Source organism: Mucilaginibacter dorajii, from assembly GCF_024808255.1.
Classification (GTDB): Bacteria; Bacteroidota; Bacteroidia; order Sphingobacteriales; family Sphingobacteriaceae; genus Mucilaginibacter; species Mucilaginibacter dorajii.
Genome location: NZ_JANTYS010000014.1, coordinates 126,808 through 141,180, shown reverse-complemented (window position 1 = coordinate 141,180; position 14,373 = coordinate 126,808). Strand labels below are relative to the sequence as shown.

The 14,373-nt window shown below is 43.7% G+C and carries 12 protein-coding genes; 6 read left to right on the top strand and 6 right to left on the bottom strand.

Features of this window, described 5'->3' with window-relative positions; translation table 11 throughout:
• Positions 1 to 65: 65 nt before the first annotated feature.
• The 3 genes from kdsB to trpS all read right to left on the bottom strand — a co-directional run bounded on the left by kdsB (position 66) and on the right by trpS (position 2,637).
• Complete coding sequence (kdsB, locus tag FHS10_RS18935) at positions 66 to 800, bottom strand: 3-deoxy-manno-octulosonate cytidylyltransferase (protein ID WP_259093459.1); 735 nt, start codon at positions 798 to 800, stop codon at positions 66 to 68.
• A gap of 103 nt (positions 801 to 903) precedes the next feature.
• Complete coding sequence (locus tag FHS10_RS18930) at positions 904 to 1,518, bottom strand: deoxynucleoside kinase (protein WP_259093457.1); 615 nt, start codon at positions 1,516 to 1,518, stop codon at positions 904 to 906.
• Positions 1,519 to 1,641: 123 nt separating this feature from the next.
• A complete protein-coding gene (trpS, locus tag FHS10_RS18925) occupies positions 1,642 to 2,637 on the bottom strand; it encodes a tryptophan--tRNA ligase (RefSeq protein WP_259093455.1) in 996 nt (331 codons plus the stop codon).
• Positions 2,638 to 2,677: 40 nt separating this feature from the next.
• Between trpS and FHS10_RS18920 the strand changes: the two genes are divergently transcribed.
• From FHS10_RS18920 to FHS10_RS18895, 6 genes are all read left to right on the top strand, one after another.
• Positions 2,678 to 3,430, top strand: coding sequence for a lysophospholipid acyltransferase family protein (locus tag FHS10_RS18920; protein WP_259093452.1), 753 nt, complete (start codon positions 2,678 to 2,680; stop codon positions 3,428 to 3,430).
• Positions 3,431 to 4,037: 607 nt separating this feature from the next.
• Entirely contained in the window at positions 4,038 to 4,769 is a 732-nt protein-coding gene (locus FHS10_RS18915; RefSeq protein WP_259093450.1) for a lysophospholipid acyltransferase family protein, read from the top strand.
• Positions 4,766 to 5,056, top strand: coding sequence for an Asp-tRNA(Asn)/Glu-tRNA(Gln) amidotransferase subunit GatC (gene gatC / locus FHS10_RS18910; RefSeq protein ID WP_259093447.1), 291 nt, complete (start codon positions 4,766 to 4,768; stop codon positions 5,054 to 5,056). Before FHS10_RS18915 ends, gatC begins: the two co-directional genes overlap by 4 nt.
• 154 nt (positions 5,057 to 5,210) lie before the next feature.
• The gene (locus FHS10_RS18905; protein ID WP_259093444.1) at positions 5,211 to 5,972 is read left to right on the top strand and encodes an ABC transporter ATP-binding protein; all 762 of its coding nucleotides are present in this window, start codon (positions 5,211 to 5,213) and stop codon (positions 5,970 to 5,972) included.
• Positions 5,973 to 6,375: 403 nt separating this feature from the next.
• A complete protein-coding gene (locus FHS10_RS18900; protein WP_259093442.1) occupies positions 6,376 to 7,746 on the top strand; it encodes an exonuclease domain-containing protein in 1,371 nt (456 codons plus the stop codon).
• Between the two features lie 72 nt (positions 7,747 to 7,818).
• Positions 7,819 to 8,358, top strand: coding sequence for a transposase (locus FHS10_RS18895; protein ID WP_259093438.1), 540 nt, complete (start codon positions 7,819 to 7,821; stop codon positions 8,356 to 8,358).
• A gap of 138 nt (positions 8,359 to 8,496) precedes the next feature.
• Here FHS10_RS18895 and FHS10_RS18890 read toward each other — a convergent pair whose 3' ends face one another.
• From FHS10_RS18890 to FHS10_RS18880, 3 genes are read right to left on the bottom strand one after another with little or no spacing between them, the layout of a single operon-like run.
• Positions 8,497 to 9,582: an efflux RND transporter periplasmic adaptor subunit gene (locus FHS10_RS18890; protein ID WP_259093435.1), complete on the bottom strand. Its 1,086-nt coding sequence runs from the start codon at positions 9,580 to 9,582 to the stop codon at positions 8,497 to 8,499.
• Positions 9,583 to 9,586: 4 nt separating this feature from the next.
• Positions 9,587 to 12,838 (bottom strand): efflux RND transporter permease subunit, encoded by a 3,252-nt coding sequence (locus FHS10_RS18885; protein WP_259093433.1) that lies wholly within the window; start codon positions 12,836 to 12,838, stop codon positions 9,587 to 9,589.
• Between the two features lie 6 nt (positions 12,839 to 12,844).
• Positions 12,845 to 14,236, bottom strand: a complete 1,392-nt coding sequence (locus FHS10_RS18880) for a TolC family protein (RefSeq protein ID WP_259093431.1) — start codon at positions 14,234 to 14,236, stop codon at positions 12,845 to 12,847.
• Between the last annotated feature and the right edge of the window lie 137 nt (positions 14,237 to 14,373).

Genomic DNA, 14,373 nt, shown 5'->3' with positions numbered 1-14,373 from the left:
GAATTTCGCGAAATTTTACAACTCAGAATGACAGGATGGAGAGGATAGTCCCCCGATAGTTGCGTTTACTCAAACAGCTTCAATTTCTCCAAATCCGAAGGTACATCAACCGCATGTGTTTCCAGTTCCGTTTCGGCAACTTTAATGCGGTAACCATTTTCAATCCAGCGGAGTTGTTCAAGGCTTTCGGCCTTTTCAAGACCAGAGATAGGTAACTTGGTAATTTGCTGCAAAACATCGGCCCGGTAACCGTAAATGCCGATGTGCTTAAAATAAGTATAAAACTCAAGCCAGTTATCAGGCTCCTGCCCGCGGATATGCGGAAGGGTGGCACGTGAAAAATAAACAGCTTCAGATAATTTATTGATTACTACCTTGGGTGAGTTGTAATTAAACAATTCCTCTTGCGTGGTAATCTTTTTAATGAGTGTAGCAATCTGGGTATTTGCATCAGTAAAACATGCAACAAGTTTGGTAATCTGTTCCGGGTCGATATAAGGTTCATCACCCTGGATGTTGATGATTACATCATATTCAGGATGTAATGACGCAATCTCTGCACAACGATCTGTTCCGCTTTGATGATCGGTACCGGTCATAACTGCTACCCCTCCAAAAGCATTTACATGGGCAAAAATGCGCTCATCATCTGTGGCCACAATAACTTCGGCAAGGCTCACACATTTTTTAGCCTGCTCATAAACCCGCTGAATCATGCTTTTACCGGCAATATCAACCAAGGGTTTACCCGGAAAACGGGAAGAAGCGTAACGGGCGGGAATTATACCGAGGATAGTCATGAGTTCTGAGTTTTGGTTGAGTTTGAGATTTAAAAAACTGAGTTTATTTGAATTTGTAAATCATAAAACAAACTCAGTACCCAAAACTCAGCACTTAAAACTACTAAAACAACCCGTTAATCTCCCGTTCAATCAGCTGAACTATGGTAGCCATATCTTCGGTGTTATTGGCGAAATCGAGATTGTCTTTATCGAGGATAAGCAGTTTACCCAACTTGTAGTTTTTGATCCATTTATCGTACTTTTCGTTCAGTTTCGACAGGTAATCCAGGCGGATACCTATCTCATACTCCCGGCCACGGCGCTGAATGTTACTTACCAGCGTTGGCACCGATGCTTTCAAATAAACCAACAGATCCGGCGGTTTAATAAACTCGGTAATATTCTCAAATATCGATTCGTAGTTTTCGTAGTCGCGGGTGGTCATCAGCCCCATATCGTGCAGGTTTTCGGCAAAAATGTAGGCATCCTCATAAATAGTACGATCCTGTAAAATATTCTTACCATTTTTTTGAATATCTACAATCTGGCGGTAGCGGCTGTTTAAAAAGTAGATCTGCAGGTTAAAGCTCCAGCGTTTCATATCGCTGTAAAAATCTTCCAGGTATGGGTTGTTGTCTACAGCCTCAAAAAGTGGTTCCCAGCCATAGTTATGGGCCAGCATTTCTGTTAACGTGGTTTTACCCGCGCCTATATTTCCTACAATAGCTATGTGCATTTTTTAGTTTATAGTTAATGGTTCATAGATCATAGCCAATGATCTACATAAAATACATTCTGCGAAAAATGAAACTCCGCCTAATATACACCATGAACCATGAACTATCAACTATGAACTTATTTAAAATTTCTTAAATCCTATAATTTCCCTTACTTCCCTAATAGTTTTTGAGGCGCTTGCGCGGGCTTTTTCTTCGCCCATCAAGGCAACTTTTCTCAGGTAATCAGCGTCGGCTGCAATGGCGTTGATCCTGTGGCGGATTGGAGCTGTGGCAATGATCATGTCCTCGGTCAATTGCTTTTTCAGGTCGCCGTAACGGATAGCCATTTTATTATAAAGATCATCAAAATGCGCCAGCGTATCGGCAGATGACACTACTTTCATCAAATCAAACAGGTTTTGGATCTCCTGTGGTTTGGTTTGATTCTCTACAGTTGGGCCACCGTCTGTTACCGCGCGCATCACTTTCTTTTTAATAGCCTCCGGTGTATCGTTAAGGAAAATGGCATTGCCCTCTCCTTCTGATTTACCCATTTTGCCCTTACCATCCAAACCCGGAATTTTCACCAGGTTGTGGCTATAATTAAAAGCATAAGGCTCGGGAAAATATTCGTGGTTATATAGCCTGTTAAAGCGGTTACCAAAGGTGCGGGCCATTTCAAGGTGTTGCTCCTGATCTTTACCCACGGGTACTTTAGTAGCTTTATGAATAATGATATCGGCAGCCATTAATACCGGGTAGGTAAGCAGACCGGCGTTCACATTATCGGGATTGGCCCGTACTTTATCTTTAAAGGAAGTAGCGCGTTCCAGTTCGCCAAGGTAGGCGTTCATATTTAAATACAGGTACAATTCGGCAATCTCGGGCACGTCAGATTGTACGTAGATGGTAGCCTTCTCCGGGTCTATCCCGGCAGCAAGGTACTCTATCAAAACCTGCTTTACGTTACTATGTAAATCGGCAGGTGTTGGGTGCGTGGTTAACGAATGCAAATCGGCAATAAAAAAATAGCAGTTAAATTCTTCCTGCATTTTTATAAAGTTTTGCAACGCCCCGTAATAATTTCCTAAGTGCAAATTTCCGGTCGACCGGATGCCACTAACAACAGTTTCCATAGTGTGGCGAAAGTAAGGAATTTTTCTATTTTTGGTGACGATGAAAATGATATTGAAAAAAGTGCACGTGTATTTATACGTGATTAGTGTGGCACTATCCTACTTTATATTTTGGCCTTTTTTTAAATATTGTTCCATAAAACCAAGTCGTTACAGGGCCATGAATGGCTTTAGGCGGATATGGGGATTTCTTAGTTCGGCCTTTGTGGGTATCTTTTATAAATTTCATTACGAAGAACCTATAGACTGGAGCAAAACTTATATCATTTGCCCCAACCACTCCTCCAACCTCGATATTTCGGCCATGTGCGTTCTCGTAAACAACAACTGCAGCTTTATGGGCAAGCAGGAGTTAGCGGATGGCTTGGTTACCGGCTTGTTTTTCCGTTCGGTTGATATCCCTGTTAACCGCGAAAGTAAAATGTCATCATTCCGGGCTTTTAAAAAAGCGTCTGAAAAGCTGCAGCAAGGGATTTCGTTGGTGATATTTCCCGAAGGAATGATCTCTGATCATTACCCGCCCCAATTGTGCGAGTTTAAAAACGGCCCGTTCCGCCTGGCTATTGAGCATAAAATCCCTATCATTCCGGTAACATCGGCCAATACCTGGGAAATTTTATGGGACACCGGCGTAAAACATGGCAGCAGACCAGGCATCTGCGATTTTTATGTACACAAACCGATAGATACCGCCAACCTGACCATTGCCGATGCCGACACCCTGCGCGACCAGGTTTTTGGCATTATAGCCCAACAATTACGGCTTACCGAAAAGTTGTACACGATTGCGTAGAAAAATCTGATAAAACAGAAAACAACGCTTCAAAAAACGCTGAAGAAGACTCACCCGGCTACGCTGCGCTGGCCACCCTCGCCTCGCGGAAACTACTGTGTGTACACATCTTTTCATCAAAAAAAATGTCATTTCGAACGAGCACGGGTAGGGAAAAAGTAGGGCTGCGAGGAGAAATCTTATACACCTTGCATAGGCGAATGTCCGCTTTTACAAGATTTCTCCTCACCCCCATCGCGCAATCACCCACCGGTTCGTTCGAAATGACAACGTTTTTGTTTAAAAATACGATCCCAAAAGATGTGTACACACAGTAATTCGCGGAAAGAGGGGTTTGAAGAAGGGTTGTGTATTATAAATTTGCTATCACTTGTTCAAACCCCTCTATGCGGCGCAGCCGGAGAGAGGATGCCGTCCGCCTTGGCGGACGGGCGTGTGAGTCTTCGCCGCCATGCAATCTGCGGCGTCCCTCCTTCATCATCGGCGTTACTATAATTTATAATAACCATTTCTTTTTTTCTTAACAGCTTGTTAAGGATATAAAATTAGCTTTGCACCTTCAGCTTTAAGCTCCCAAAAACGAGTATTTTTTTTACATTTGGTGAACATGAAATTAACACTGAAAAGGATCCATACCAATTTTTACAGGTATAATGTAGCCCTCTTTTTCACCCTTTGTTACCCGGTTTTATATGTGCTTAGGCAAAAGCTTAGCAGGTATAAATATATTAACCAAATAAGGCGGCTTATCATTTTTTTAAGCTCCAGTATCTCCGGGATATTTTACAGTGCTACGTTTGAAGAACCGATAGACAGGCACAAAGTATATGTGGTTTGCGGCAATCATACCTCCAATTTGGATGTATCGGCCATAAGCACGGTATTAAAAAACAATCTTTGTTTTATGGGTAAAGAAGAGTTGTTGAGCAATTATGTGCTTGGTTACTTCTTTCGTACTATTGATATTACCGTTAACCGGGAAAGTAAGATGTCGTCTTTCAGAGCGTTTAAAGCTGCTGCCGATCATCTAAAAAATGGCGCAAGCGTTGTTATTTTTCCAGAGGCTACCATTCCCAAAGAATATCCGCCCGAATTGCATCCTTTTAAAAACGGCCCCTTTAGGCTGGCCATTGAAATGAAAATACCAATTTTGCCCATAACATCGCTCGATACCTGGAAAGTGCTTTGGGACGATGGTAAGCAATTAGGCAGCAGACCGGGAATTTGTGATATATTTGTGCACAAACCCATTGAAACGGCCCATTTAACGCTTGATGATGCCGATGCCCTGCGCGATGAGGTATTTGAAATTATTAATAAAAAACTACGATCGGCATGACCATAGATAAAGAAACAGTTGAAAAAGTTGCCCACCTGGCCCGCCTGGAACTAAGCGAAACCGAAAAGGAAGACATGATACAGGATATGAGCAAGATCCTTGATTTTATGGCCAAACTTAACGAGCTGGATACAACCGGTGTTGAGCCATTGGTATACATGACCGAAGGTGCCAATATTTTACGGGAAGACGTGGTAAAACAGCAGATCACCCATGAAGAAGCTTTAGAAAATGCCCCTAAGCATGATGAGAATTACTTTTTAGTGGCTAAGGTTATTGAGAAGTAAGATTTTAGTGAGGAAGTCCGAAAGTCGGTAAAGTCGGAAAGAAGCAAAAACGCACTTTCGGACTTCCGGACTTTCCGACTTCCGGACTTTCGGACTAAAAAACAAAAAGCTTGTAACATTCCGCCCCCACTCATAGTCCAAACAAAAAACACTCATGGAGCCATTGACTAAAGAGAAGCCTTTAATTACCATAAACGAAATTGGACGTAAATACGTGATAGGTGCCGAAGTAATTCACGCGCTGAAATCAGTATCGTTAACTATTAACAAAGGTGAATTTGTGGCTTTAATGGGACCATCGGGTTCTGGTAAATCTACCCTGATGAATATCCTGGGTTGTTTGGATACCCCAACTAAAGGCGAGTACATCCTGAATGGTATCAACGTAAGCCACATGACGGATAACGAGCTGGCCGAAGTGCGCAACTCAGAGATTGGCTTTGTTTTTCAAACGTTTAACTTACTGCCCCGCAATACCGCGCTTGACAATGTTGCCCTGCCCTTAATTTACGCCGGCATCAGCAAAGAAAAGCGTACCGAACGTGCCAACGCGGCACTCAAAAATGTAGGTTTGGAGCATAGGGTTGATCATAAGCCCAACGAGTTGTCAGGTGGTCAGCGCCAGCGTGTGGCCGTGGCCCGCGCGTTGATTAACAACCCATCCATTATTTTGGCCGATGAGCCAACGGGTAACCTGGATACCAAAACCTCGATAGAGATTATGGGCCTGCTTGAAGATATTCATGCCAAAGGCAACACCATTATATTAGTAACCCACGAAGAAGATATCGCCCTGCACGCCCACCGCATTGTGCGCATGCGCGACGGATTGATTGAAAAGGACTTCCACAACGATAATATTCAAAAGGTTGACAGAAGGGCCGCCGTGGAAATAGCAGAAAAGGATTCGCATTAAGATTTCGTATTTGAAGGCAGGGTACATTCGGTTTATGCGCTGCATTTTTTGTATATTTGTATATAAACAACCAGGGATATTATCTTTCATGATAAACTCCCTGGTTATTTGATTTTAAAGAGAACTGCAAACAGCGATAAAATCACACAAGTATTTAATAATTAATTAGTTACATACTTTTTAACGTATACCAAAGGGTATTCAATGGTGTATGAAAGGTGCGTGAAAGGATAAAGAAAGGTGCATGAAAGGTGCACCAACGGTATATGAAAGGAAACTCAAAGTTGACTGCTTTATTTTCAATCTTAAGTAGCCAAAAACGCGAACTTTCCGTCTTTCGGACTTCCCAACTAAAAATAAAAAAACACTAAAATAATTAGCAAACTTGTATTACATTTGAAATATGTATGCGATTGTTGATATTGAGACTACCGGGGGGCATGCCAGCGCGAATGGCATCACAGAGATTGCGATACGCATTCACGATGGTAAAAAGGTTGTAAAGCGTTACGAAACGCTGGTAAACCCCAATCAAAATATCCCTATCTATATCAGCGCCTTAACAGGCATCACCAACGAGATGGTTCAAAACGCCCCTCCTTTTGAGGATGTGGCTGCCGATATTTATCACCTTATTCACGGGAAGATTTTTGTAGCTCATAACGTTAACTTCGATTACTCCTTTGTACGCTACCATTTGGCGGCCGCAGGGTACGATTTGCAGTGTAATAAATTATGTACCGTTCGCCTTGGCCGCAAAATTATCCCGGGTTTACCCTCATACAGCCTTGGCCGGCTTTGTACGCATTTAGGCATCGGCAACAATAGCCGCCATCGTGCAGCCGGCGATGCCGAGGCTACTTCTGAGCTGTTTACCTTATTGCTCAACAGCGATAGTGAAGGCCATATTAAACAGGCCCTTAAACAAAACTCCAAAGAACAGGTATTGCCCGCCAATCTGCCTAAAAAGGATGTGGAGCAATTACCCAATTCGCCGGGTGTATATTATTTTCATGATGATAAAGGCAAGGTCATCTACGTTGGTAAGGCCAAAAGCCTCAAAAAACGGGTAAGCAGTCATTTTACCGGTAATAACCCCGGCTTGCAACGACAGGAGTTTTTACGCAATATCCACCACATCAGTCACCAGGTTTGCGGCACCGAGCTTATTGCTTTTGTATTGGAAGCCATTGAGATCAAGCGCCTTTGGCCAAAATATAACCGGTCGTTAAAACGGTTTGACCATGCCTTTTGCCTGTATGCTTATGAAGATCAGCGTGGCTACATTAGGTTGGCTGTTGATAAGCGCCGTAAGTTTAGCGATGTGATCTATACCTGTAATTCTTTGCTCGATGGTTACACGCTGCTAAATAAACTGATAGAGACGTTTGAGCTGTGCCCCAAGCTTTGCTTTATCCAAACCAACAATAACCCTTGCACCGGTGCAAAAGGCAGCAAGTGCGCTTGTGAGGGTGTTGAAAGCATCGATGAATACAACAGCAAAGTAAACAATGCCATTGATCAATTGAAACTCGCCCTGCCTACCTACGCCATCCGCGATGAAGGCCGTAATGGCGATGAACACAGCTGTATTTTGGTAGAGAAAGGCCAGTTTTATGGCATGGGTTACATTTCCCATTATTTTGATGCCGGCAACGTACAGCAACTTAAAAATTACCTGACACCCTACCCCGGGAACGATTATATCAAAAATATTGTATCGAGCTATGCTACAAAGTACCCCGATAGAATGGTGGTGTTTGCATCGGCGTAAGGGCCACTCACTAACTTACGAAGTTTTAAAAACTTCGTAAGTTTGAACATCTCAACCTTTCAAGTCATCAATGTGAAGATCAATCCAAACGCCTGCTACCATCTTTATAATCGGGGCAACAACAAAGATCTAATCTTTTTTGAAGAGGAAAATTATAGTTACTTTCTTCATCAATTCAAAAAACATGTATTGCCTTTTTGTGATGTTTTCGCCTATTGTTTGATGCCTAATCACTTTCATTTTTTCATCCGGGTAAATGACAAGGATCCATTTGAACGAGGTCTAAAAAACTTCTTTATTTCTTATTCTAAAGCCATTAACAAAAAATACAACCGTGTAGGAAGTCTATTTCAAGGACGGTATAAAATTTCCGAAATTACATCAAATAGCTACTTTACGAAAATTATCGCTTATATCCATCAAAATCCATTTGTTGCCAATTTAGTTAAAAGTTTGGGTGGATATAAATATTCATCTTACAATGCCTACCTATCTAATAAAGAAACTGTTGTATGTAAATACGAAGTATTAGATTGGTTTGGTGGATTAGAAAGTTTTATCGAGAATCATAAAATTATAGCAAATGACCGCGCGTTAAGCGAATACCTTTAGGTTATAGACTTATAAATTGGAGAAAAACTTACGAAGTTTTAAAAACTTCGTAAGTTAGATGCGTACTAAATTATCCTAAAAATAAATTCAGCTAACGCAATAAAGATTCTGATTGGTTTCTTCTTATAATATAGATGGCTATTGAATGCTGTCCCCTTGCTTTACCTCGTCAGTAGCGTGGTTCAGTATCTTATCACCGGCCTTTAAATTGCCGAATACCTCGGTCGAGTCATTACGGGCAAGGCCTTCTTTTACATCTACCAACGTGGCTTTGCCATCGGTTACTGTAATTACATACTCGCGCTCAGTAGATCGCACAATGGCACCGTTGGGTACCAACAATGATTTAGCACCTGATAACATCGGGATCTTTACCTCGGCGTACATACCGGGTTTTAAGCTGCCGTTTTTGTTGATGATATCAATCTCGATAGCCTCAGACCTCATGGAGCCCAACGCGTTTGCAGACCGGCTGATCTTTGCGGTTTGCTCTGTACCGGGCATGGCGTTATAGGTGAACTTTACGGGCTGGTTCAGGTCTACCTTATCTACATAATCTTCGGGGATATAAACCTCTAAACGTAGCTTGCTGATATCCTGTAGGATCAGCATTGGCTGATCTGTTCCCTTACCTGGTGCAACCAACGCGCCGGGCGATACGTTACGCTGCACGATCATTCCATCAAATGGGGCACGGATATTCAGGTAATCCTGCATAGTGCGTACCGAAGCCACGTTTGATTGTTCAGATCGGGCCATCGCCTCATCTGCCTTCATCCGGGCCGAAGCATTATCCAGATCAAGCGGCGAAACTGAGCCCGGCTCTTTGGCGGCTTCTTTTAAACGCTGGTACTTTTCCTTGCTGGCTACCGCGTTTTCCTGGGCTTGTAAATAGCGGGAGTTGGCTGCCTGCAATTGCGATTCCATTTCCGGTGCTTCCAGCGTAATAAGCAGCTGCCCTTTTTTTACCACTGTTCCCCTATCCACATACAGCTGTTTTACAAAACCGTTTACTTTAGGGAAAATATTTACCTCGTTAAAGGGCTTTAACTGCCCCGGCAGCCGGGCGCTCCCTGATAATGCCCGTTCGGTAATAGAACCGATATCAGCATGTTTTTTTGTGCTGGCAGCTACAGGTGTGGTTAGGTCTACAGGCTTTTGATCGCCGGAACAGGCTGCAAAAAGACTGATGCAGCCGATGAATATGATGAGCTTAAGTTTCATTATCTTATATGTTTTGTGTTTCAATTTGTTGGAGTTGATTAGTTTGCACGCCTTCCATCAGCGAGGGTGAATTATAGGTTGTTTTAGCCTGTACCCAGGCAAATACCTGCGGTAGTATAAATAAGGCTGCCAAAGTAGAGGCAAAAAGCCCACCTATTACCGCACGGCCAAGCGGCGCGGTTTGTTCGCCGGCCTCACCCATGCCCGAAGCCATGGGGATCATGCCGGCCATCATAGCCAAACTTGTCATCAGGATAGGTCGCAGACGAATAGAAGCACTGGTAATGGCTGCCTTTGTTGCATCCTTATATTCCAACCGCAAAGCCTCGGCATTGGTTACAATCAGAATGGCATTGGCTACCGATACCCCGGTCGACATGATCATCCCCATGTATGATTGCAGGTTTAGGGTTGAGCCGGTAATCAGTAATGCTGTTATCGACCCTAATATTACAGCCGGAACAGTAGATAATACCGTTAATGAAACTTTAAACGACTGATAGTTAGCCGCCAGTAATAAAAATATCACCAAAATGGCAAACATCAACCCGTTTTGCAGGCTGCTCAAGGTTTCTGTCAGCAGGCTAGACATACCTTTAATCTCAGTGACCAAACCTTTGGGCGGTGTACCTAAAGATTGCACTGCCTTTTGCACATCGGCTGTAGCCGTCCCCAGGTCTTTTTTATAGATATTGGCGCTCACAGTTAAATACCGCCGCGGGCCACTGCGATCATACTCGCCGGGCGCATAGTTTACCTTGAAAGTGGCTACATCAGCCAGGGTTGGCGAGCTTTGACCCTTCAACAGTGGTATCTCCTTCAACTCGTCCATCGTATTCATTACATACTCCGCAACTTGCACCTGCACTTGATAAGTATAGGCCGACTTTTCATCCAGCCAAAGGTTTTTCTCGGTAAACCTGCTCGATGATGTACTTGCAGTTACCGACCGGGCAACATCTTTAATATTCAACCCCAGTTGGGCAACCTTTAGCCTGTCAAGCGTTATAGATACAATCGGGAACCTCAGGGGCTGGTCTATCTGTACATCGCGCAGGTATGGGATCTTTTTCAGCTTGCTTAATATCCTGTTACTTTGATCCTCAATCTGCTGCATATTCTTGCCTGCTATTTGCACCTGTATAGGAGTTGACGCGCCCTGGCTCATGATCTTTTCGGTCATATCAATAGGCTCAAACCCAATGGTCATTTCTGGAATTGCCTGTTTTATGTTTTTACGGAGGGCATCTTTCAGCTCGTCCATATTCATCTTGTAACCCTCATCAAGGTTTACCTGCAATACGGCCTCATGCGTACCTGTATTAAAAACATACAGGTTACTACTGCCAAAACTACTGGGTACCAACCCAATATAACCGGATGTAATGGCCACATGATGGTCTACCGTTTTATCAATGATGCTCAGTACCTGTTTAAACTTATCTTCGGTGCGTTCAAGGCGGGTGCCTTCGGGTTCCTTAATCCGCATCTGGAACTGGCCATTATTCAATTTCGGCATCATATCTTTTCCTATCAGCACAAAACCTAAACCGGCCAGTACAAGTACAACAACCAGGTAAACCGGTACAATAATGCGTTTATGAGGCATCCAACCGCTGATAATCTTCATAAACCTAAGCTTCACCTTTTCAAACAGGTCGTTTTGCTCGGGGTGCGTTTCCTCTTCGCTAAGATGCCTGTCAACTTGTTTTTCTTCGTCGCTATCTAACGACTCACCCGCATGGGCGTGCACCTTATCGTGGTGGTAATGCTGATACTGCTCGGCCTTGATCATCCAATTACTCAATATAGGCACCAAGGTTTGGGCTATGATGTACGATACGATCATGGTTAAACCTATCGACATCGATAGCGGCAGAAACATGGCCTTTGGCACCCCATTCATCATAAATGACGGCGCAAAAACAGCCAGGATACAAAGCAGGATCAACAACAGCGGAAACGAAATCTCTTCGCAGGCATCATAAATGGCCTGTTGTTTTGTTTTACCCATTTCCAGGTGCTGGTGAATGTTTTCGATAGTCACCGTGGCCTGGTCGACGAGGATACCGATTGCCAGCGCCAAACCACTCAAGGTCATAATATTGATGGTTTGCCCAAACAGGCTAAGCAGCAACACCCCGATTAAAATGGAAACCGGGATGGTGATCACCACAATTAAACTGCTCCGCCAGTCCCGCAGAAATAGCAAAACCATTAAGCCGGTGAGTATGGCACCCAGCCCACCTTCGGTGATCAGACTTTTCACCGCATTCACCACAAAAACCGATTGGTCAAACGCGTAGCTGATCTTTACATCGTCGGGTAGCAGGTTTTGCATTTCAGGCAGTTTGCTTTTCAGGGTTTGTACCACAGTCCAGGTACTGGCATCAGCTGTTTTTACTACCGGGATATAAACAGAACGCTTGCCATTAATGAGGGCATAATCTACCGTAACGTCTGCCGCATCGCTTACCCGGGCTATATCCTTCATATAAATGGGCACGCCATTTTTGGTGATCACTGGGATACTGCCAAAAGTATCGGTGTTTTTGATGAGCGTATTCATGGTAGTTACGTAGATGGTATTATCCAACCGTAAATTACCCGATGGTGACATTACGTTAAATTTGGATAAGGCATCAACCACTTCATCGGGCGTTAAATTATAGCTGCGCAGCTTATTAGGATCAACACTTAAGATGATCGACCGCGCGTTTGAACCAAATGGCGGCGGGGCCGATAAACCCGGAATAGTTGAAAACATGGGCCTGATGCGGGTAGCAGCCATATCATAAATATCTTTGAGGCTTTCGGTTTTACTATCCATCACCAGCTGACCAACCGGCAACGATGAGGCATCAAAGCGTACCACCTGCGGCGGCAACGCGCCCGGCGGAAAAAAGCTTTGCGCCCGGTTTACCTGCAAGGCAACCTGGGCCGAAGCTTCGGCCATGTTGGTACTTTCATAAAACTCCAGCTTGATAAGCGTTAAACCCTGGATGTTTTTACTGCTGATACCTTTAATGCCGTTTACATAAAGGAACTGATCTTGCAAACGGGTACTAAAAAAGCCTTCCATTTGCTGTGGCGACATGCCGCCGTATGATTCTATCACATATATAGTTGGCAGGTTTAACTGCGGAAAAATATCGATAGGTATTTTTATTGCACTGAGCACTGCAAATATCAAAAGGCTCATGGTGATCACTATGGTAGTGATGGGCCTTTTCAGCGCGGAGGTGACCATTGACATATTACGTTATTTTAAAAGGTTTAAAACTGCATTTACCTGGTTATCGGTAACTGCTTTTTGGAACAATGCGTTGGAATAAGCAAATTTTGCCTGCGCGTAATCGGTTTCGGCGCGGTACAGGATATTGAGGGCTGCATTTAGCTCGATGATATCCGTTAAGCCATTTTTATATAACGATAGCTTTTGCCGGTAACCATCGTTGGCAGCTTTTAATTGATGCGGAATTTCTAACAGGCGCTGCTGTGCGGTTTGCATCTCTACATCGGCCTGGCTGGCATTTACCGACAGCAATTGTTTTTGCTCCTGTAGTTTACGCGCATTGTAACTGGTGGTAGCCTTTTGCGTGCGTAGTTTTAACTGCCGGCGACGCAGATCGAACAGGTTATACGAAACACCTATTCCTACCAGGTAATTGTTCCTGTCGAACCCCCAACCTGTAGATAAACTGTTGAAATGATCGTTAGCATCTACGCTTGAACCACGGCCCCAGGCAGCAGCCTCCAACATGATCTTGGGGTTATAGCTTTTTTTCACCATTTCCTCTCGCTGTAAACTGTTTTGATAAACCGACTGATAGTAGTTGATAAGCGGATGCGTTGCAGTATCAGCACTCAACGTTTGCACAATTGCAGGCTGATTGATTAACTCCTGGTCTGATGCCGTATCAGGGATTATAGACTGATAAGGCAGCCCGCTGATAGCCGATAGCTGTAATTGCGTTTGCTTTACCTGGTTGGCCAGTTCAATATAATTTAAACGGGCTTTTGATAGCTCGGCTTCGGCAATGCTGGTATCAACACCCGCCCTTACACCGCTTTTAGCCAGCGATTGTACCGACCGGCGGATCTCGACATTACGTTGAATATTGCGGGCCTGGATATTAAGGAAATTTTGCAGCCTTAGCAGTTGCAGGTAATTACCTATAGCATAAGACTGTAACTGGTATTTTGAATTGGCAAACTGGCTTTGTTCCACCTGGATATCGGAGTTGGCTACCTTGTTTTGGGCACCATAGGCACCAAAATTGTAAACCTCCCAATCCAAAGCGGCAATGCCTACATTGGCAGATACCGCGGTGGTGTTACTTTGGGTACGTACACCCCTCGAATCGGATGGAATAATACCAAAACCAAAATACGGACCGGCCACATTATTGTTGGTACCAATATCGGCCTGGTAATTTAATTTTAAGTTGGGTAACCAACTGCTGCGTGTTTCGGCAGCTTGTGCCTTACGAATGCCTATCGCTGCCGAATCGGTTATTAAAACCGGGGCATTGGCATTTACCTGGTATAGCAGCGTTTTTAGGGTAATAGGCGGGTTATTTTGCTGTGCAAAAGCACCTACTGCAGTAAATAAAATTACCGCAACCAATGTGCTTCTCTTTAAAATTTGCATAAAAACTTTCGGGAATTGTATTACCGGCAATTCAGTTTTGACGCACGCAGCTATTTATTGATCAAACAACAGCATGATTGAACATAATTTAAACCGATAAATGATTAAAAATTGATAATTGCCTAAGCGCCGGGGCT

Excerpts from the sequence above, each read along its gene's own strand:
- FHS10_RS18905 (WP_259093444.1), top strand. The coding sequence starts at position 5,211 with ATGGAGCCATTGACTAAAGAGAAGCCTTTAATTACCATAAACGAAATT.
- FHS10_RS18915 (WP_259093450.1), top strand. The coding sequence starts at position 4,038 with ATGAAATTAACACTGAAAAGGATCCATACCAATTTTTACAGGTATAAT.
- FHS10_RS18900 (WP_259093442.1), top strand. The coding sequence starts at position 6,376 with ATGTATGCGATTGTTGATATTGAGACTACCGGGGGGCATGCCAGCGCG.
- trpS (WP_259093455.1), bottom strand. The coding sequence starts at position 2,637 with ATGGAAACTGTTGTTAGTGGCATCCGGTCGACCGGAAATTTGCACTTA.
- FHS10_RS18890 (WP_259093435.1), bottom strand. The coding sequence starts at position 9,582 with ATGAAACTTAAGCTCATCATATTCATCGGCTGCATCAGTCTTTTTGCA.
- FHS10_RS18930 (WP_259093457.1), bottom strand. The coding sequence starts at position 1,518 with ATGCACATAGCTATTGTAGGAAATATAGGCGCGGGTAAAACCACGTTA.
- gatC (WP_259093447.1), top strand. The coding sequence starts at position 4,766 with ATGACCATAGATAAAGAAACAGTTGAAAAAGTTGCCCACCTGGCCCGC.
- FHS10_RS18880 (WP_259093431.1), bottom strand. The coding sequence starts at position 14,236 with ATGCAAATTTTAAAGAGAAGCACATTGGTTGCGGTAATTTTATTTACT.
- FHS10_RS18885 (WP_259093433.1), bottom strand. The coding sequence starts at position 12,838 with ATGTCAATGGTCACCTCCGCGCTGAAAAGGCCCATCACTACCATAGTG.
- FHS10_RS18920 (WP_259093452.1), top strand. The coding sequence starts at position 2,678 with ATGAAAATGATATTGAAAAAAGTGCACGTGTATTTATACGTGATTAGT.
- kdsB (WP_259093459.1), bottom strand. The coding sequence starts at position 800 with ATGACTATCCTCGGTATAATTCCCGCCCGTTACGCTTCTTCCCGTTTT.